General features: G+C 35.5%; 20 protein-coding genes. 17 read left to right on the top strand and 3 right to left on the bottom strand.

Features of this window, described 5'->3' with window-relative positions; all coding sequences use genetic code 11:
• Position 1: 1 nt before the first annotated feature.
• The 3 genes from rsgA to QE109_RS00865 are packed head-to-tail and all read left to right on the top strand — an operon-like array spanning position 2 to position 2,186.
• Positions 2–889: a ribosome small subunit-dependent GTPase A gene (gene rsgA / locus QE109_RS00875; protein ID WP_281092472.1), complete on the top strand. Its 888-nt coding sequence runs from the start codon at positions 2–4 to the stop codon at positions 887–889.
• Positions 883–1,533, top strand: coding sequence for a ribulose-phosphate 3-epimerase (rpe, locus tag QE109_RS00870; protein ID WP_281092471.1), 651 nt, complete (start codon positions 883–885; stop codon positions 1,531–1,533). Before rsgA ends, rpe begins: the two co-directional genes overlap by 7 nt.
• A gap of 41 nt (positions 1,534–1,574) precedes the next feature.
• Entirely contained in the window at positions 1,575–2,186 is a 612-nt protein-coding gene (locus QE109_RS00865; protein ID WP_281092470.1) for a thiamine diphosphokinase, read from the top strand.
• Between the two features lie 73 nt (positions 2,187–2,259).
• Here the strand turns inward: QE109_RS00865 and rpmB are convergent, their stop codons facing one another.
• Positions 2,260–2,451, bottom strand: coding sequence for a 50S ribosomal protein L28 (gene rpmB / locus QE109_RS00860; protein ID WP_281092469.1), 192 nt, complete (start codon positions 2,449–2,451; stop codon positions 2,260–2,262).
• Between the two features lie 206 nt (positions 2,452–2,657).
• Here rpmB and QE109_RS00855 point away from each other — a divergent pair, with 206 nt between their 5' ends.
• The 6 genes from QE109_RS00855 to QE109_RS00830 all read left to right on the top strand — a co-directional run bounded on the left by QE109_RS00855 (position 2,658) and on the right by QE109_RS00830 (position 8,451).
• Positions 2,658–3,014: an Asp23/Gls24 family envelope stress response protein gene (locus tag QE109_RS00855; RefSeq protein ID WP_281092468.1), complete on the top strand. Its 357-nt coding sequence runs from the start codon at positions 2,658–2,660 to the stop codon at positions 3,012–3,014.
• 15 nt (positions 3,015–3,029) lie between these two features.
• Positions 3,030–4,694, top strand: a complete 1,665-nt coding sequence (locus QE109_RS00850) for a DAK2 domain-containing protein (RefSeq protein ID WP_281092467.1) — start codon at positions 3,030–3,032, stop codon at positions 4,692–4,694.
• Between the two features lie 138 nt (positions 4,695–4,832).
• Positions 4,833–6,857 (top strand): ATP-dependent DNA helicase RecG, encoded by a 2,025-nt coding sequence (gene recG, locus QE109_RS00845; protein ID WP_281092466.1) that lies wholly within the window; start codon positions 4,833–4,835, stop codon positions 6,855–6,857.
• A gap of 22 nt (positions 6,858–6,879) precedes the next feature.
• Positions 6,880–7,431 (top strand): 16S rRNA (guanine(966)-N(2))-methyltransferase RsmD, encoded by a 552-nt coding sequence (gene rsmD, locus QE109_RS00840; RefSeq protein WP_281092465.1) that lies wholly within the window; start codon positions 6,880–6,882, stop codon positions 7,429–7,431.
• Positions 7,428–7,919, top strand: coding sequence for a pantetheine-phosphate adenylyltransferase (gene coaD, locus QE109_RS00835; RefSeq protein WP_281092464.1), 492 nt, complete (start codon positions 7,428–7,430; stop codon positions 7,917–7,919). The genes rsmD and coaD overlap by 4 nt, the downstream gene beginning before the upstream one ends.
• Complete coding sequence (locus tag QE109_RS00830; protein WP_281092463.1) at positions 7,909–8,451, top strand: hypothetical protein; 543 nt, start codon at positions 7,909–7,911, stop codon at positions 8,449–8,451. The genes coaD and QE109_RS00830 overlap by 11 nt, the downstream gene beginning before the upstream one ends.
• Before the next feature lie 92 nt (positions 8,452–8,543).
• Here the strand turns inward: QE109_RS00830 and thyX are convergent, their stop codons facing one another.
• Together thyX and QE109_RS00820 are read right to left on the bottom strand one after the other, a co-directional pair.
• On the bottom strand, positions 8,544–9,236 hold the full coding sequence (gene thyX / locus QE109_RS00825; protein ID WP_281092462.1) for an FAD-dependent thymidylate synthase: 693 nt from the start codon (positions 9,234–9,236) through the stop codon (positions 8,544–8,546).
• Positions 9,233–10,453, bottom strand: coding sequence for a nucleotidyltransferase (locus QE109_RS00820; RefSeq protein ID WP_281092461.1), 1,221 nt, complete (start codon positions 10,451–10,453; stop codon positions 9,233–9,235). The genes thyX and QE109_RS00820 overlap by 4 nt, the downstream gene beginning before the upstream one ends.
• A 114-nt stretch (positions 10,454–10,567) precedes the next feature.
• Here QE109_RS00820 and QE109_RS00815 point away from each other — a divergent pair, with 114 nt between their 5' ends.
• The 8 genes from QE109_RS00815 (at position 10,568) to ftsY (ending at position 20,223) form a co-directional block, all read left to right on the top strand.
• Positions 10,568–11,761 carry an acetate/propionate family kinase gene (locus QE109_RS00815; RefSeq protein ID WP_281092460.1) on the top strand — a complete coding sequence of 398 codons (1,194 nt, stop codon included), beginning with the start codon at positions 10,568–10,570 and terminating at the stop codon, positions 11,759–11,761.
• A 63-nt stretch (positions 11,762–11,824) separates the two neighbouring features.
• Positions 11,825–12,322: a YceD family protein gene (locus QE109_RS00810; RefSeq protein WP_281092459.1), complete on the top strand. Its 498-nt coding sequence runs from the start codon at positions 11,825–11,827 to the stop codon at positions 12,320–12,322.
• A gap of 19 nt (positions 12,323–12,341) precedes the next feature.
• Positions 12,342–12,512, top strand: coding sequence for a 50S ribosomal protein L32 (gene rpmF, locus QE109_RS00805; RefSeq protein WP_281092458.1), 171 nt, complete (start codon positions 12,342–12,344; stop codon positions 12,510–12,512).
• A gap of 126 nt (positions 12,513–12,638) precedes the next feature.
• Positions 12,639–13,667, top strand: coding sequence for a phosphate acyltransferase PlsX (plsX, locus tag QE109_RS00800; RefSeq protein ID WP_281092457.1), 1,029 nt, complete (start codon positions 12,639–12,641; stop codon positions 13,665–13,667).
• A 249-nt stretch (positions 13,668–13,916) separates the two neighbouring features.
• Positions 13,917–14,621, top strand: coding sequence for a ribonuclease III (gene rnc / locus QE109_RS00795; RefSeq protein WP_425365104.1), 705 nt, complete (start codon positions 13,917–13,919; stop codon positions 14,619–14,621).
• Complete coding sequence (locus tag QE109_RS00790; RefSeq protein WP_281092455.1) at positions 14,611–15,672, top strand: elongator complex protein 3; 1,062 nt, start codon at positions 14,611–14,613, stop codon at positions 15,670–15,672. The genes rnc and QE109_RS00790 overlap by 11 nt, the downstream gene beginning before the upstream one ends.
• A gap of 34 nt (positions 15,673–15,706) precedes the next feature.
• Positions 15,707–19,243 (top strand): chromosome segregation protein SMC, encoded by a 3,537-nt coding sequence (gene smc / locus QE109_RS00785; protein WP_425365100.1) that lies wholly within the window; start codon positions 15,707–15,709, stop codon positions 19,241–19,243.
• Positions 19,244–19,305: 62 nt separating this feature from the next.
• The gene (ftsY, locus tag QE109_RS00780) at positions 19,306–20,223 is read left to right on the top strand and encodes a signal recognition particle-docking protein FtsY (RefSeq protein WP_281092453.1); all 918 of its coding nucleotides are present in this window, start codon (positions 19,306–19,308) and stop codon (positions 20,221–20,223) included.
• Positions 20,224–20,276 lie beyond the last annotated feature (53 nt).

Here is a 20,276-nt window from a genome sequence, read left to right as displayed (position 1 = left end):
AATGTCACATGGAATAATTTTCAAAGGCATTGGAGGGTTCTATTATGTTAAGCGAGATGGAATTCTCTACGAATGCAAAGCGCGTGGTAAATTTAAAAATGATAAAATTATTCCTATGGTGGGTGATTATGTTACGATTTCAGTTCATGATGCTGAGAAAAAGTTAGGCATGATCGAAGAAATTCACGAAAGAAGAAACAGTTTAATTCGGCCAGTTGTAGCAAACGTTGATCAAGCGGTAGTCGTTTTTTCAATTAAGGATCCAATGCCCAATATGACACTTTTGGATAAAATGATCGTTCTTGCAGAACATTCAGCGCTTGATGTGGTTGTCTGTTTTAACAAAGCTGATTTGGATGTTAATTTTGATTTTGATGCTTATAAGAAGATCTATGAAGCCGCTGGATATAAAGTTTTAAAAACTTGTGCACTATCCAAAGCGGGGGTTGATGAGTTGATCGAGACGCTAGCGGGTAAGATTAATGTGTTTTCAGGTCCTTCAGGAGCTGGTAAATCTTCTTTGCTTAATGCAATCGCTGATTATGCTGTTGAGACTGGTGAGGTAAGTGCGAAAATCAAAAGGGGTAAGCATACAACAAGACATTCTGAACTTTTTGAGATTATAAATGGCGGTATCATAGTCGATACACCAGGATTTACATCACTTTCAGTTTCTGAAGTTGATCCGGAAGATTTGCCCGATTATTTTCCGGAGTTTAAAAAATATGCTGAACTTTGCAGATTTGATAACTGTTTACATCAAAATGAGCCAGGATGTGAAGTGAAGAAAGCTTTGAATGAGGACTTAATTAATAAACAAAGATATGATGCTTATATTTATATTTATAATGAAATTGTTGAACAGAGAAGGAGATTAAACAAATGGTAAAGATTGCACCTTCAATATTATCAGCTGACTTTTCAAGGTTGCTAGAACATGTTAAAGAAGTAGAGCGTGCAGGCGTTGAGTATCTGCACATTGATGTAATGGATGGGCATTTTGTTCCGAACATCTCTTTTGGTGCTCCGATTTTAAAGTCGTTAAAAGGGAAAACAAAGCTTTTTACAGATGTTCACTTGATGATTGAAAATCCTGACTTGTATGTTAAAGACTTTGTTGATGCAGGTGCAGACCTCATCAATGTGCATATAGAAGCTTGTCCTCATATTCATAGGACAATACAATTGATTAAGAGTTATGGCGTAAGAGCTGCTGTTACACTTAACCCTGGAACGCCTATTCATACATTAGAGGAGATTTTACCCGAACTAGATATGGTGTTACTAATGTCAGTAAATCCTGGTTTTGGTGGTCAAAGTTATATCAAATCAACCACAGATAAAATAGTACGTCTTAAAAAAATGATTAAAGATGCGGGACTTAATTGTGAAATCGAAGTAGATGGTGGTATAAATCTAGACAATGTTAGAGAAGTAGTAACTGCTGGAGCAGACATAATTGTTGCAGGCTCAGCGATTTTCAATACACCCAATATCGATGAAACTGTAAAGGCTTTTCGTCAAAGATTATGAGATGGGGGTTGATTTCTCTCAACGGCTCTTATTCCTCCGTTTTGGAACTTGATCAACAAATTAAAAGGTATGTTGATCCGCGACATATTGAAGTGGTTTTGGGTGTAGACGGTGGTTGTCAATTGTTAAGCAAATTGAAAATTAATGCAACAGAGATTTTAGGTGATTTTGATTCTATTGTTGATTTAGAAGTATATAAAGAGTTATGGCCTGATGCACGGGTTCATACGTATCCAGCTGAAAAAGACTTTACAGATGCAGAACTTGCCTTTGATCTTGTAAAAAGACACGCCTTAGATAAAGTTGTAGTTATCGGGGGGTTAGGTGGGCGAGCAGATCATATGCTAAGCGTATTATTCTTACTTGCACGAGAAGAAAATTTTATCTTGATAGATGAACAAAACTATATTGAAAAAATTGATGCTCCTTACTATAAAGAAATGCCAGAAGTACTAGTGCAAAAGCGTTATATTTCGTTGATTCCATTAGAAAACGGTTTTAAAGGCGTTAACCTACGCGGTTTTAAGTATCCGCTCTATGAAGCAAATATCAAGTTTGCCGAGACTGTTGGCATCAGTAATGAATTGTCAGAAGAACATGCTACAGTTCATATAACTGAAGGCAGTGGTTATCTGATTATATCCAGTGATTAATCGTATTATGTATAAATCAAATTAAAAAAAGGTCATGCATGTGCATGACCTAATTTTTGCGTTTGTCGTTTGATTAAACCGCTCTTTCAACTTTACCAGAACGTAAACATCTGCTGCAAACCTTGATTCTCTTAGTACCACCATTTACAGAAGCTTTAACGCTTCTAAGGTTAGGTGACCAAGTTCTTCTGTTGTGATTATTTGCGTGGCTGACAGTGTTACCTGAAACTTTACCCTTGCCACATACTTCACACGATCTTCCCATTTATTACACCTCCTTCGAGTGAATGACTCGTAACATAACAAATTTATTTTAACAGAGCAGACACCATATTTCAAGTAAAAAATCGTTTTGACCATGTATTTTTTGTAATTATTTATGTGTTCATACCTTATTAACTTGATATTAAGTGGATATTCCTTTAAAATAATTATAACATGGTAAAGTTATGTCTATAAAGGAGGTAAATCATGTCTATAAAGATAAATAATGAAATTGGTGATATTACCATTAAAAGCGAAGTCGTGGCTACTATTGCTGCTGTTTCTGCAATGGAGTGCTATGGTCTCGTCGGTATGACATATAAATCGGCTAAGAGCGGACTTGCTAAAATTCTCAAAGGAGAACATCTTTCGAAAGGTGTTGAGATTGGTGTAGAAGAAGAAGGCATTCGTATAGATTTATTTGTAATCGTTCAATACGGTACTAAACTCTCTGTTGTTGCTGAAAACATCATTGAAAAAGTGAAGTATAATGTTGAAACGCAAACGGGCTTAAATGTTCTTGAGGTAAACTTAAACATTGAAGGCGTCAAAGTACAGGAGTAACAGGGAGGAAGTCACGTGGAACTTAAAACCATTAATGCTGAGTTGCTTGCCAAAATGTTTAAGCAAGGAACTGTAGAGCTAAATAAAAACAAAGGATTAGTAGATTCACTAAATGTTTTCCCAGTACCAGATGGGGATACAGGTACGAATATGTCACTTACGATGAATTCTGCAATTGAAGGGCTAACAAAACAAAGTTTTGAAACAGTTGAAGAAGTATCAAAATCTATTTCGAAGGGTTCTTTAATGGGCGCAAGAGGAAATTCTGGCGTTATATTATCACAAATTTTTCGTGGTTTTGCAAAGGGCTGTAAGGGAAAAACTGAGTTAACTTCTACAGATTTGTGTATAGCTTTTAAAGATGCTGCTGATACTGCATATAGTGCTGTACTTAAGCCAGTGGAAGGAACAATTTTAACGGTCATTAGAAAAATTGCTGATAAGAGTATGGAATATGTTCATGAAGATTTGGAACTTGTTGATCTCATGAAACTTTTAATCAAGATTGGTGAAGAAACTTTAGAACTAACACCTGAATATCTACCAGTGCTTAAACAAGCAGGTGTGGTTGATGCAGGTGGTAAAGGCCTTATATGTATATTGCAAGGATGTCTAGATGCCATGCAAGGTGTTGAATCTAGCTTTGATGCTATTAAAACTGAAGAAGAGTCTATTATGCCTGCTCAAAATATAATTAATACTGATGATATAGAATTTGCATATTGCACTGAGTTTATTATCGAAGGCGATTCAATGAATGGACAAGAATTACGTCAAATTATTGAAAAAATGGGCGATAGCATGGTATTTGTTCAAGATGATGATTTGATCAAAGTACATGTTCATACCAACAATCCAGGTACTGCCCTAGAAGAAGCACTTAAGTATGGTTCTCTGAAAAAAGTTAAAATCGAAAATATGAGGGATCAACACAGCACAATTATAGAAGGTGCCCATGATCAAGACAAATTAGCTGATAAAGTTGAAGATAAAAAAGACGTGAACGCGGAACTGCCATATGAAGAAGACTATGGTTTTATAGGTGTTGCTATGGGTGATGGTTTCGTAAATATTTTTAAAGACTTGGGAATTCATGGTAGTATCACGGGTGGACAAACTATGAACCCGAGTACAGAAGATTTTATGAAAGAAATTGCAAATTGTCCTTCAAAACACATCTTTATTTTCCCTAATAACAGCAATATAATTATGGCTGCAAATCAAGCGAAAGAACTTTCGGATAAAGATGTATATGTTATTCCATCAAAAACTATGCCCCAATGTATCACCGCTATGTTGGAATTTGATAGAGATAAAAGTGCTGATGAGAATTATCAGGCAATGGTTCAAAGTCTTTCTAATGTCAAGACTATTCAGATTACGTATTCTGTAAGAAATACTACTTTTAATGATTTAGCGATAGAAAAAGATGATTATTTAGCAGTTGCAGATGGTGAAATCAAAGGCGTTGGTAAAGAAATTAAAAATGTTATCTTAGATTCAATTAAAAATACGATTAACGACGATTCTGAAATATTATCTTTGTACTACGGTTCTGATGTGACTAAGCAAGATGCTGAAGAGATTGTAGACGTTATTAGTGAGGCGTATCCAGAGCTTGAAATTGATATTTATTCAGGTGGTCAACCCATTTATTATTATGTTTGTTCGATAGAATAGATTATAAAAATTTGAGTATGAATGAAGGCAAGACTTGCAAATAAGCTTATTTGCTTAGCCTTGCCTTTTTTTTCAGGTCGTTACAGTTGAGAATCTATAATCAAACTGAGTATGATCATTATTTAATGAGGTGTATGTGTGTTTCAACAACCATTGACTCTTTTAAAGGGTGTAGGTGAGAAAAAAGCGCAAAAACTAAAAAAAATTGGCTTGGAAACATACCAAGATGTTCTTTATGACTATCCTTTTCGATATGTGGATAGAAGAAAAGTTAGGCATGTGTCTGAAATAGGACATGAAGAAATTGGTGTTATTCAAGCAAAGATTGTGCGTAAACGTACGAAGTTTTTGCCTAAAATAAAAAAAGAGATGCTAATCTTAGATGTTACAGATGGTTATTTTACTGGAGAAATCATCTTTTTTTCAGCAACGTATATTATGGGGCACTTCACTGAAAATCAGCTCTATTTTTTTCATGGAAAAATTGAAAAAAACGGACCTACATTTAAGATTAAGCAACCAGAATATGCTGAGGCAAATGAAAAGTCTTTTCTATCGATATTACCTATATACAACGCAACACTTGGTATTCATCAATCTGAACTTGTAGCGATACATAGACAAGTGTTAAGTTACTGTCTTGCGAATTTAGAAGAAACATTACCGGAGTCTTTGATAAAAATGGCCGGACTTGCACCATTATCATTTGCGCTTCGTGAAATTCATTTTCCAACATCAAAAGAAAATTACAAGGCGGCAAGAAATCGATTGATATATGAAGAATTGTTTTTACTTCAGCTAAGACTAATTTTGTTAAAACGCAATTATCATAAACCGACTTTAAAACCTTATATAATCACAAAGCAATTAGATGAATATCAAAACGCCTTACCTTTTGAGCTTACAGAAGCGCAAAAACAAGTTATGACTCAGATTTATGATGATATGAAAAGCGGTTATAGTATGAACAGACTGGTGCAAGGCGATGTTGGTTCGGGTAAGACAGTCATTGCTTTTTTGACATTGCTTGCAGCAGTGACAAATGGCAAACAAGGTACTTTAGTTGCGCCTACGACACTGTTAGCTGAGCAACATTACGAGACTTTTAAAATGTTTTATCCAGAAATTAGTGTTTGTCTTTTAACTTCAAATGTAATAGCTTCTCAAAAGAAAAAACTAAAAGAGGCTATTAAAAATGGTGAAATCAAGGTGATTATTGGGACACACGCTGTTTTGCAAGAGGATGTGATTTTTAAAGAACTTGGTGTTGTTATTACTGACGAGCAACATCGCTTTGGAATAAGACAACGCTTACTTGCACTGCAAAAATCTGATAGACCACATGCACTTATAATGTCTGCTACACCAATTCCGCGAACATTGTCTCTGATTATATACGGAGATATGGATGTTTCTGTGATTGCTCAGATGCCACAGGGTAGAAAGCCCATTAAAACACATTTTATCAATAAATCCAAAAAAGAAGAAATGTATACTTTTATACGGAGTAAACTAGAGGAGGGCAGACAGGGGTATATCGTATGTCCTTTGATAGAGTCCTCTGAAACATTAGACTTAAATTCTGCAGAAGAAATTTATAAAGAGATGCAGAAGAGATTTGAGTCGTTTAAGGTTGGGCTTATTCATGGTAAAATGAAGGCGCAGGAAAAAGAACTGCTGATGCATGCGTTTAAATCCGGTGAGGTTGATTTGCTTGTATCGACGACTGTGATCGAAGTAGGTATACATGTTGCCAATGCTACGATTATGGTGATTATGAATACTGAGAGGTTTGGTTTGTCGCAATTACATCAACTTAGGGGGCGAGTTGGAAGAGGTGCTGAACAGTCATATTGTTTTTTAGTGAGTGAGAAATTATCTGCAACTGCTAAACTCAGGGTAGAAACGCTTGTTAATTCTGGTGATGGTTTTGTTGTTGCTGAAAAAGATCTTGAAATTAGGGGACCAGGTGAGGTTTTTGGATTGAGGCAACACGGTATTCCTGAACTTAAATTAGCTGATCTTACGAAGCATAAGGATGTGATTGTGGAAGTTCAAAAACATATCCGTTTTATTTTAGATGAATACAATATGGATAATCAAGATTATGTAGGATTGATTAATCGTCAGAGTCATAATCTAGAGAAATGGTTTACTTTATAAAAAATAGATGGGAAGTGAAGAGATGCGTGTAATTTCAGGAAGTGCAAGAGGAGTCACTCTTGAAACCCTTGAAGGGCTTGATACAAGACCAACAACTGATCGTGTTAAAGAAGCGATATTTAGTATGATTCAAACCCGAATTTATGGCGCAAATTGTTTAGATTTGTTTTCTGGTTCTGGTGCGCTGGGAATTGAACTCTTAAGCCGAGGTGCTGAAAGTGTTATTTTTGTTGAGAAAAATCCTAGATCAAAAGAAATTATTGAGCGTAATATTTTAAAGACAAAACTTGAAGAGGGAGCTACGATACTCAATCGAGATGTATATGATGTGCTAGGAAACTTAAATGATACAAAAATTGATTTAATCGTGATGGATCCGCCTTACTTATCAGGTCATATTGTAAAGTGTTTAGAAGCGGTTGAGAAGTTTGACGTCCTTGCAGAAAATGGGTTGCTAGTCATTGAGCATGCTATTGGAGATTTGGAAATAATTACGACTTCTGAATATTTCGAGTCGTTAAAAACTAAAAAATATGGTAAAATTGGTGTGACAGTGTTTAGGAGGCGTACATGAAGACAGCTGTATATCCTGGAAGTTTTGATCCGGTAACGTTAGGACATTTAGATATTATTGAACGTTCAAGTAAAATTTTTGATAAAGTGATTGTTACAGTGATGTATAACAAAAGTAAAAAACCTATGTTTGATGTGGACGAAAGAGTTGCACTTCTTAAAACAGCAACTGAACATATCGAAAATGTGGAAGTGGATCAACATGAAGGGTTACTTATAGATTATTTAAAACAGAACAATTTGAGAATTTTAGTTAAAGGTTTAAGAGCTATTTCAGACTTTGAAGCGGAATTTCAAATGGCAAGTGTTAACCAAAAGTTATGTAGAGAGATAGAAACAACATTTATAATGACAAGAACAGATTATATGTATCTTAGCTCTAGTATCGTTAAAGAAGTTGCAAGTTTCGGTGGTGATATCACTAACTTTGTTACACCAGAAGTACGAGATGCTATTGAGCAAAAAGTAGGAGGTAGCAATGAGCGGTAATAATAAACAAGAATTAGAGTTAAGAGTTCTTGAACTCCTTGAAGAATTTGAGGATAAACTTGAGGCTTCTCCAACTGTTCCATTAACTGGAAAGATTTTAGTAGATCGTCAAGAACTATTAAGTATTATCAAAGATATCAATATGTTGTTGCCTGATGAATACCAACAGGTAAGATTTATTAAGTCTCAAAAGGTTCAAATTATCGAGGAGGCTACTAGTCTTGCAGATGAATTAGTGAACAACGCTAGACATGAGGAGTTAAGAATTATTGAGACTGCAAAGGCTCAAGAAACAGAGATTCTTATCGATGCTACTAATCGTGCGAAAGAATTAATTAATGAGCATGAAATTATGAGGCATGCACGCGCTAAAGCACAAGAACTTATACATGAAGCTGAAAATAGAGCTGAAGGTATAAGAAGCGGTTCTTATGAATATGCTGAAGAAGTAATGAAGCGAGTGGAACTCAACATCTCGAAGATCCTATACACAATCAAAGAAAATATCGATGAATTAGATGAGTTCAAATAAATAATTTGAAAATCAAATATTTAAAAGCGTCAAACACATAAATTAATCTTGTGCTTGACGCTTTTGTTTTTTACATAACTTGGTAAATTTTATTATAAATTTTGAAGGAGTGCTGCGATGGAGACTGGAAATCGTTCTGTCGCTAACTCTTTAACTGCGTTTGCATATTCTCTAATTTCGGACTGTGCATGTCCATCGGTTCTTTGTGCTAAAAAGTGCGCTACACCTTGTAGAGAAGCTGTCCAGTACCATCTCACCATTAGGCCGTAGGCGCTTGGTATAAATAATCTAGCTTGTTCAGTAGCAACACCGTTTTCTATAGCCCAGTTATAATTTTCCATGCCATAATCTATCTGTTTCAGCAAACGATTAAGTGCTTCGCCTCCTATTTTTTCGTCTAGACAAGGTCCGCTACCTTGCTTTGAATTTTCAGGTTTGCTTCTCCAAGCATCACTTGCGGGTAAATAAAACTCAATCTCTTCTGTTACATAGCGTCTACTTGATTCGTTCCAAGCTGTGAAGGGGTCTTGATGCGATGAACCAATCAAGTATTTCCACCATTGCCGAGCGCACATTAGTGGTGCATAGACCTCAAATTGAAGTGTTGCATGCCTAAAGGGGCTGGTATGGTCGTTACGTGCTAAAAAGTTGATGAGTTTCTCATCTTCTGGTCTAAGTTCGTTGGTGGCTTTGTTATAACTAACACGTGCAGAATTGACTACAGATAAATCACTGCCCATCACATCAACTAATCTTACGTAGCCATTGCCTAATACTTTTTTCATTCGTTCCTCCCTATTTTCTGATGCATATATGGTTTTTCTAAATAATCCCTACCGCCTATTCTAAGCGCAATATCTCTTTGTGAAAGCTGATAGAGATTAGAAGCACGTATATCAAGTTGCATCAATGGATTGTCTTTTAGATAGTCCTGATGTTTATTGATATTTGTGATAATAGGATAATACCCATTTTTTTTCATTTGACGAAGAATTTTTTGACCGACTTCATCAAATGCAAGCACTCTTATATAACCATACTGTCTTAGATCTAACTTATCTTGATTTATATTAAGTAAAGCATTTGTTAGGACTCTATTGATGCGTGTCATGGTATAGCGTTTTGATTTTAAATGATTGGTTAAGTCTTCATAGGAACTACATCTAACAGCGCCATCAACAATTTTGTTTTCTAGTCCCTCATTGACATCTCTAACTAAGGCAAGTTCTTGTTTGGTCATTAATCGAAGTCTGTATAGTAGCATCGTTTCAAAATCTTTCATAAAAACTGGGGAGTAGATTGATTTTGAAAGGATGTCGTAAGCCTCTTTTGGTAAATGTGACGTGATATCTTGATGGTGATAAAGTGCTTCTCTAATACCTGTAGCACTTACATATTTATCATTTGTGGAAGTATCATGATAGCTTTTGCCTATGCGTTTAACGAGAAAAGGCTCAATGTTGCTTTCAAGCTGAATAAGTGCTTTGAGATACTCTATCACTAGGATTGTGTTGGATTGGTTGAGGTCAATATTTGCCATGAGATCAGGGTATGCTATTTGAAGCGCTTGCGATCTAGCAGCGGGGAAGGAAATTCCTTTTTCTAAAGCTAGTGAAAATGAATCTTGATATACTTTATTTGGAAAAACTAGCGCGTAAGCAATTTCTTTTAATACATTTAAGTGATCAGTTTCAGAGCCGAAAGAGAGATGTGTAACAACTCCAGTTGATTCTAAAAGTGCTACTGCGCCATATGCAAAGGCTTCTGCACTAGATGTTGCGAAATAAGTTGGCAATTCTATGACTAAGTTAACACCAGATACGACGGCCATTTTAGCCCGTGTCCATTTGTCCATAAAAGCAGGGTGCCCACGCTGAACAAAATTACCACTCATGATAGCGATTACGCCATCGGCATCTAATTCTTGTATTGATTTTTGTACTTGATAGGCGTGTCCGTTGTGAAAAGGGTTATATTCTGATACGATGCCAATAATTTTCATCAATATCCTCCGTTAGTATTGAAAATTCACTCAATTACATTATAATATAAATGTATGACCGAAATCACTACTAATTACTATATCTTAAGATATATATATCAAGGAGGGCATTTAATGAATGTTTTAGTTATCAATTGTGGGAGCTCATCACTCAAATACCAATTGTTTAACATGGAAGATGAGAGTGTTTTAGCAAAGGGTCTTGTAGAGAGAATAGGAATTGAAGGCTCTAGGCTTAAACATGAAGTAGAGGGAAAAGATAAAAAAACGATTGAAGTAGCAATGAAAGATCATAAGGATGCACTTGCACAAGTTCTTGATGCAATTGTTCATCCAGAGCATGGCGCGATTGCTTCACTTCAAGAAATTAATGCCGTAGGACATCGTGTTGTACATGCTGGTGAAAAATACAGTGCGTCAGTTATTGTGGACAAGTCAGTTATGGCTGCACTCGAAGAGTGTATTGAACTTGCACCACTTCATAATCCACCTAACATCATTGGTATCAGTGCAATTGAAGAATTATTACCTGGTGTTAAAAATGTAGCTGTATTTGATACTGCATTCCACCAAACTATGCCTGCAAGTGCATATGTATATGCACTTCCTTATGAATACTATGAAAAAGATCATGTGAGAAGATATGGTTTCCACGGAACAAGTCATAGATATGTATCTCAAAGAACTGCAGAACTTTTAGGAAAGCCACTTAGTGAAACTAAGATTATCACATGTCACCTTGGTAATGGCGCTTCACTTGCAGCAATTGACGGTGGAAAATCTGTAGATACTTCAATGGGATTCACACCACTTGAAGGTTTAGTAATGGGAACACGTTGTGGCGATATCGATCCACAAATTGTAACTTATGTTATGGGTAAAGAAAACATAACACTTGAGCAAATGAATGATATTATGAACAAAAAATCAGGTGTGCTTGGAATTTCTGGCGTTAGCAGTGACTTTAGAGATGTAGAAGATGCGGCTGCAGCTGGTAATGAAAGAGCAATTTTAGCACTTGACATATACCACAGCAACGTGAGAAAATATATTGCTGCATACGCTGCTGTTCTCGGTGGTGTAGACGCAATCGTATTTACTGCTGGATTAGGCGAAAATGGCGTAGAAAGCAGAGAGGAAATTTGTAAAAACCTTGAGTTTATGGGAGCTGTATTAGATCCGGTAAAAAATAAGGTTAGAGGCAAAGAAGCTTTTGTTAATACAGATGATTCTAAAGTAAAAATCATGGTTGTTCCTACAAATGAGGAATTAACTATTGCTAGAGATACTTTAGAATTAGTTAAGTAGTTTTACTTGACAAACCTCTTTGCAGTAATTATAATATTAATGTTGCATTGAAGAGGTGAAAAAATGATCCTTGATTTTTCAAAGGTTATAAAAGGACTTCAAAATCAAGCGGATTTTGAGTCGAGTCTTGATCTTGACAAGTCTTTTTTAGAGTCAATTGAGTGTGTGAACGCATCAGCAATCCATGTTTTGGGTACTATCAAAAAGATGGGTAAGCGCTATGAATTAACCCTCTCTTATTCTGGAGATTTGGTTTTCGAATGCCACAGATGCTTAAAAGACGTTAACGTTAACCTCCAAAGTACAGTTGAACGCATATTGGTGACGCCCTTAGAAACTGAAGAAAGTGAAGACTTTGTTGAGGTTAAGGACGGTGTTCTAGAGCTTATGCCTGTACTTGAGGAAGATATAACATTAAATTTGCCACTACAAATACTTTGTAATGAAGATTGCGCAGGACTTTGTCCTCAATGTGGAAAAGATCTTAACAAGGGTATGTGTGAGTGTGATGAAACGAAAATTGACCCGAGACTTGAGGCACTTAAGAATTTATTCACTTAGATTAAGGAGGTGTTAAGATATGGCAGTACCTAAGCGTAAGATAGGTAAAGCGAGAAGAGATAAGAGAAGAGCATCAAATATCAAAATGGTAGCTCCAAACATTATCGAATGTCCAAAATGTAAAGCGGCAAATGTATCACACAGAGAATGTGCTGAGTGTGGATATTACCACAGCAGAGACGCAAAATAATTAGAGGCATGAGCTTCTTGCAAAGGCAATAGTCAATTAGGCTATTGCCTTTTTTACTTTTTTTCTTTATCATTAAAATAAATAAAAACAAGTGTTGTAAATAAAGAGAATTAGATGAGGTGCAAAATGAAAATTGGTTTTGACGGAATGGGTGGCGATCATGGCCCGATAGAAACAGTAAAAGGTGCTGTAGACGCACTATCTCTTGTTGCTAGTAACATAGTCATCTATGGCGATGAGGTTAAAATTAAAAATGAACTGAACAAGTATAAGTACGAACAATCAAGAATAGAAGTTGTACATACTACTGAAGTTATAGAAAACGATGATAAACCTGTTAAGGCTATTAAATCAAAAGATGATTCATCTATGGTTGTAGGTCTAAAAGCACTTAGAAAAGGTGAAATCGATGCTTTTGTATCTGCTGGAAATACAGGAGCACTTCTAGCGGGTGGACTGCTAAAAGTTGGACGAATCAAGGGTATAAGTAGACCTGCACTGTGTACAATATATCCAACAATGGTTGGTGCATCTGTTTTAGTCGATGCAGGTGCAAACGCAGAATGTAAATCAAGAAATCTTATTGAATTTGCATATATGGGAAGTATGTATGCAGAAAAGGTAATTGGGATCAAGCAGCCTAAAGTTGCACTTGTAAATATTGGTGCTGAAGAAACCAAAGGCACCCCACTTTATATTGAAACACATCAACTGTTAAAAGAGACGGATCTAAACTTTGTTGGGAATGTCGAAGGAAGAGACGTTCCTAGTGGCAACGTAGATGTAATTGTCGCAGATGGCTTTACGGGTAACATCATACTTAAGTTAACTGAAGGTGTTGCACTACAGCTTGTAGCGGGACTAAAAACGCAAATTATGAAAAATATGATTGGAAAAATAGGTGGTATGATCCTTAAAAACAATTTGAGCGACTTCAAGAAGATGCTTGATTACACAGAATACGGTGGAGCGCCACTTCTAGGTCTCAATGGACTTGTTGTTAAGGCACACGGTTCTTCCAATGCCAAAGCTTTTATGAATGCAATTAAATATGCACAAATTGGTCTAGATAGTCATTTGGTTGAAGAAATCAAGAAAAAAGTTGCTTCATTTCCAAAGCCAGAGATGAAAGAGGAACAAGAATCAGAAGTATAAACTAAAGAAAATTCTAAAAGTAATCTGTAACCGAAAGTAAAAAAGTAAAACCAGAAATAAATTAGGACCTAAGCCCTTGTTCTTGTCTGACAAGGGCTTTTTTTAATTAAAGCATTGTCTTTTTCTAAGTAAAATTATAAAATGAATAGTGTGCCCATTTAAAGGTCGTTTAAATATATTATGACGCAATGATTGACTCCAAAGAGTAATAATATATTTAAGTGCCCTTTCTAGATGAAGAAAGGAAAAATTATGGAAGCAAGATTTGTTGAATTGGAGAGCCTTATTGGCTACAAGTTTCAGGATTCACATTATTTGATTAGAGCTTTAACACATAGCTCATATTCAAATGAGAACAAAAAAGCAAAATTAAAAAATAACGAACGATTAGAATTCTTAGGTGATTCCGTTTTGGGACTAACTATCAGTGAATTTTTATTTAGTCACTACGCGCAACTCGAAGAAGGTCAACTTACTAAAATCAGAGCAAAGATTGTCTGCGAGGCATCTTTAGGCGAAGCTTCTAGAGCTTTACGCATAGGTGAGTTTATGCTCTTTGGTAGAGGAGAAGAACTTACAGGTGGTAGAGAAAGAACGTCTATTTTATCAGATGCGTTTGAAGCTTTAATTGCAGCTATTTTTCTAGATGGTGGTATGGAATGTGCAAGGAAATTTGTTCTAAGTCAATTAAAACCAATTATAGAGGATGCTGTACAAGGAAAGCTCTTTGTAGATTATAAGACAAGGTTACAGGAAGTCATACAGGTTCAAAAAGGCAATCGTATAAAATATGAAATTGTAAGAGAAGAGGGCCCAGATCATTCGAAAATTTTCTTTACTGAAGTTAAACTTAACGATGAGACGATAGGTATCGGTTCTGGTCATAGTAAAAAAGAATCTGAACAGGAAGCAGCAAAAGAAGGATTAAAGAGGCTTGTTACTAATGAAAAATAGTGTTGGAATTATCCCAGTTTTTGTTTCACATATGGGATGTCCTAATGATTGTGTGTTTTGTAACCAACGTAAAATAAACGGTGTAGACGATGCCATTTCACCCAATGAACTTGAAGCTTTTGTGCAAAGTTATTTAGAAACCATGAAGCGAGATCAAATCGAGCTCGCTTTTTTTGGTGGTAGTTTCACTGGTATAGAAAAGGTGAGGCAAGATGCATACCTGAGCGTGGCTTCTGATTTAAAACAGCGTGGTTTGGTTGATAAAATTCGATTGTCCACTCGCCCTGATTATGTAGATGAAAAGGTGATCAAAACCCTGATTAAGTACAAAGTGGACTTAGTTGAACTGGGGTGTCAATCTTTTGATGATCAAGTTTTAATCGTTTCAAAGCGTGGACACTCAAGTTCTGTAGTTGCTGAGGCAGTAACTAGACTAAAAATTGCTGGAATTGAAGTGGGAATTCAGTTGATGTTGGGGTTACCAGGTGATAATTTTGAAAAATTTCGAAGCTCTGTTGCTGAGACTGTTCGACTGGAACCAAGCTGTGTAAGGTTGTATCCAGCTTTGGTGATTAAAGACACTGAGCTTGAAGCGATCTATTTAAATGGAATGTACAAGCCACTAACGGTTGATGATGCAATGCTGTGGTGTGCTTGGGCTCTAAATGAATTAAATCATCATCATATTCCAGTTATTCGCATGGGCCTTCAAAGAACTGATTTAATAGATTTTGATAGCGCAGTTATAGCAGGTCCATTTCATCCTGCTTTTGGAGAATTGGTTTTAAGTAAAGTTTTTAAAAACAAAGTTGAGGCTTGGCTTAAAAATAATATTCAGAAGGTCAACAATTTTAAGTGTATTAGCATATGGACACATCCGTCCCAACTATCCATGATGATTGGTCAAAATAAAATAAATTTAAAATCTTTTTTTGATATGTTATCGATTGGTCATAAACAAATGGTAATTAAAAGTAATTTGGAAGTTGATTACAATACAGTATGGATTGCTATAGATGATCATATAACCAAAATAACAATAATGAATTGATAGAGGTGCATCTGTGTATTTAAAACGAGTAGAGATGAGAGGGTTTAAATCCTTTGCTGATAAAACAGTAGTAGAATTTCGAGAGGGCGTAACATGTGTTGTGGGACCTAACGGAAGTGGAAAAAGCAATATTACTGATGCGGTAAGGTGGGTCTTAGGGGAGCAACGTGTTAAGACACTACGCGGAAACAAAATGGAAGATGTTATCTTTAATGGAACTAAACATCGTAAATCACTAGGACTTGCAGAAGTTAAATTAACTTTTGATAATACCAGTCAGTTTTTCCCGCTAGATTATGAAGAAATTACTGTTGTCAGGCGCGTTCATAGATCTGGTGAAAGTGAATATTTCATCAACCAATTACCTTGTCGTCTAAAAGATGTTAGAGAGCTTTTTATGGATACAGGAATTGGACGTGAAGGCTATTCGATTATTGGACAAGGCAGGATTGATGAGATTTTAAGTAACAATAAAGATGAACGTCGATTGTTATTTGAAGAAGCAGCAGGCATTATCAAGTATAAGTCGAGAAAACAAGAGTCTCAAAAGAAGTTAAAAGCAACTAACGAAAATTTACTTCGTATTCAAGATATTCTATCTGAGATCGAAGATCGCGTAGAACCACTTAAACTTGAAAGTGAAAGAGCAAAACAATATATAGACTTAACGGAAGCGCTTAAAAATATTGAACTTAATTATTATGCTAAGCGTTATTTGGAATGTGAACAATCTCTGTTAGAATATTTAGAACAGATGCGCTCTTTAGAAGATCTTCTTAAAGCAATTGATGATAGTCAGGTCGATCTTAAAGCAGTTTACAATGACAAAGATCGTCAAATGTATGACATCAATAAAGAAATAAGGGCGCTTGAAGCACAGTTTCATGAACTTCAGAACTACGAAAGTAAAACTCATGGTGACAAGGAGCTTGTTCAAGAAAAAATCGCCAATACAACTTTAAATATCAAAAGACTTGAAGAAGAATTGGGTGAGCTTGAAGATAGTAAGAAAAATACGACTCGAGGGTTGGAACTACTATCAGATGAAAAAGAAGCGTTAGATGAAGAACATAAAATAAATACTGAAAAACTTAGTGCTTTGCTTGATAAACTAAGTGGTGCTGAACAGTCTTTGATAGATACCAAATTTGCCAATGATCAGCACAAACGCGGTGTTATTGATCAGTTAAATCAGATTGAACTGAAGAAACAAGAGAATGATACTTTGACGCGTTTAAGTGGCACTTTAAATGAAAAAATCTTAGGTTTAAAGGAACAACTGGCACTACAAAATACGATTATAGAGCAATCAACCACTGATAAAGAAGCAGTTCTTAAGATTCTAGAGTCTTCAAATCAACAAAAAAGCGATTTAAATGAAAAGCTTGCAAGTGCTATTCAATTTATGGAGTACAATAAAAAAACGCAGCTTGAGTCAGTTAAAGAATTTGAAATAACAAATAATCAATTGTCACAAGCTGAAACGGAACACAAGCTATTAAAAACTTTAGAAGAAGAGTTTGATGGTTACGATAAAGGCGTTAAAGATATCTTGATGAGACTCGAAGATCAATCGGGAATTATCGGTATAGTTGCAACAATAATTGAAGTGCCAAAGAAATATGAAGTTGCTATTGAAGTCGCTTTAGGTCGTGCGATACAAAATATTGTATGTGAAAAAATTTCGGATGCTAAAAGATCAATTGATTATTTGAGAAAAAACAATTTAGGTCGTGTGACTTTTTTGCCACTTGAGAATTTAGAAGAAAAAGGTCAACAATCAGAGCTAATCAATAAAGCTAAGAACGAAGCCGGATTTATAGGTGTAGCGAAAGACCTTGTTAAAGTAGATAAAAAATTTGAAAATCTTTCTGAGTTTTTACTTGGTAGAATTCTGATTGTAGAGGACTTTGATACCGCAAGTCGTCTGATTCGCATCAAAAATCTAAAGTATAAAGTAATTACACTTCAAGGAGATATACTTGTACCAGGAGGCGCGATCTCTGGTGGTTCTTTTAGATCAAAAGTCTCAAATATATTAGGGCGGAAACGACGTATCACAGAACTAGGAGAGCTCATAGATAAACTAACAGCATCAAAGTCTAGTCTTTCGGAGAAAATAGAACAGCTAAATATGACTGTGTTAGATCATGAGATGCGTGTGAAGATGATTCGTGAAGATCAAGATAAGTTAAGGCTTGAGATTATCAGGTTAGAGCATGTAAGAGACAATCACGATCAAGCTGTTGGGGCTTCGAAAGATGTATATGAAAAGTATAAAGCCGATTACACTACTCTTTTACAAGAATACGATGAATCGCTTGAAACAATTGAATCTAATAAATTGTTGATTGCATCTCTTACAAAAGAAGTGAGTGCAGTTGAAAACGCTCTAACCGATGCAAATGACAGCCTTGAAGCACTGGAAATAGAAGTTAAACGCCTTACAGAGGATAGTAATGCACTGAAAATTAAGATTGCTTCACTTGATCAAACAATTGCTTTTAAACAACGTGAGGTACTTAGGATCCAAGATGATATGGAGACGCATGAACAACGTCTTGAAATGAGAAAAAAACAAATTGTCGATTTTAATGAACGTAATGCAGTATATGACGAACAAGTTGCAGAAATGTCAAAGAGATTGATTCAAATAAGTACAGACTTACAAGCTTGTAAAAAGGATATCGAAGAGAGATCTGTGGTTAAACAAGGCGAATATAAGGCGTTGGATCAGATAACTAAAGAACTTACTAATTTAAGTACTAAACACGAAAGCACAAAAGATCAATTGCATAAACTCGAAGTTAAGAAAGCAAAAATTGAAGTTGAAAAAGATACAGTTGTATCAGAACTTTGGGAAAAATACGAAATGAGTATTGCTGAAGCATTACAAATCGAGGAAGTACCTTATCAAAAATCTGAGATGAAACAGTTGAGGTCGGAACTTAAGCTGTTGGGTACTGTAAATATTAACGCGATTAAAGAATATGAAGAGGTTTCTACACGATTTACTTTCTTAACGGAACAAAAGAAAGATTTACTTGAGGCTATTGGGCAGCTAGAAAAAATAATTGTAGACCTTGAAAAGAAAATGATTGTCATGTTCAAAGAGAATTTTGAGATTATCAATGATTATTTTAAAGGGACTTTTAAATCTCTCTTTAATGGTGGAGATGCTGAACTTATTCTTACTGATTATGATGACATCTTAGAGTGTGATATTGAAATTATTGCACAGCCACCTGGAAAAAAACTTCAAAGCATTAACTTGCTTTCAGGTGGTGAAAAGGCATTAACTGCAATAGCACTTTTATTTGCAATTTTATCAACTAAACCAACACCATTTTGTATACTTGATGAGATTGAAGCCGCGCTGGATGATGTCAATGTCTATCGTTTTGCTGATTTCATAAAAGAATATGCTGCGAATTCACAGTTTGTTGTCATCACACACCGTAAAGGTACAATGGAAGTTGCAGATACACTTTATGGTGTGACCATGGAGGAGTATGGCATCTCCAAAGTGTTAAGTGTCAAACTTGAAGATATTGCAGCTCAGCTAGATTAAATATAAAATAGAATCAATCAAAAGTAATAAAGGAAATTCATTTAGACACTATAGGAGGCATTATGGCATTTTCATTTTTTAATAAACTAAAAGACGGACTAGATAAAACTAGAAAAGGCATAACAGATAAAATTGATGATTTATTTAATAATTATGGTGAAATTGATGATGAATTATTTGATGAATTAGAAGAAATATTAATAATTGCAGATGTTGGTATTCCAACCACGCATAAATTAATAGAAAGACTTAGAGAAACGCTTAAACAAAGAAAGATCAAAGATGCTTCTGGTGTTAAAGATGTTTTTAAAGATGTAGTTGAAGATATGTTACGTGAGAACAACAGTGTTCCATTTAATGTTGGAGATGAACCGACGATTGTAATTGTTATTGGTGTAAATGGTGTCGGAAAGACAACTTCAATCGGCAAAATCGCACATCATATAAAGTCTGAGGGTAAATCAGTGCTTATTGCTGCTGCAGATACTTTTAGAGCAGCCGCGATAGACCAATTGATGGTCTGGGGTGAGCGAGTGGGTGTCAATGTCGTTCATCAGTCGGAAGGTTCTGATCCTGCGGCAGTAATTTTTGATGCAATTCAATCAGCAAAAGCTAAGAAGACAGATGTCTTAATCTGTGATACTGCAGGAAGACTTCATAACAAAGTTAATTTGATGAATGAACTCTCAAAAGTTTTTAGAGTAATTGATAGAGAATATCCCAATACAAAACGTGAAGTGCTTCTAGTGCTTGATGCGACTACAGGTCAAAATGCGATTCAACAAGCAAAAGTGTTTAATGAAGCTGCAAATGTATCGGGAATTGTTCTGACAAAATTAGATGGAACTGCTAAGGGAGGCGTTGTCATGGCAATTAACTCAGAACTTGGAATTCCAGTAAAACTTATAGGTGTGGGTGAAGGGATTGAAGATCTTCAAAATTTTGATCCACATGATTTTGTTGAGGCTTTATTCAATTAAAAAAGTTGTAAAGGTTTTTTGCTTGACAGACACTACGATATGATTTATAATTT

Origin of the sequence: Fusibacter bizertensis, from assembly GCF_029914245.1 — a bacterium.
In the GTDB taxonomy this organism is placed as follows: Bacteria; Bacillota; Clostridia; order Peptostreptococcales; family Acidaminobacteraceae; genus Fusibacter_C; species Fusibacter_C bizertensis.
This window is presented reverse-complemented; position numbering and strand designations above follow the sequence as displayed.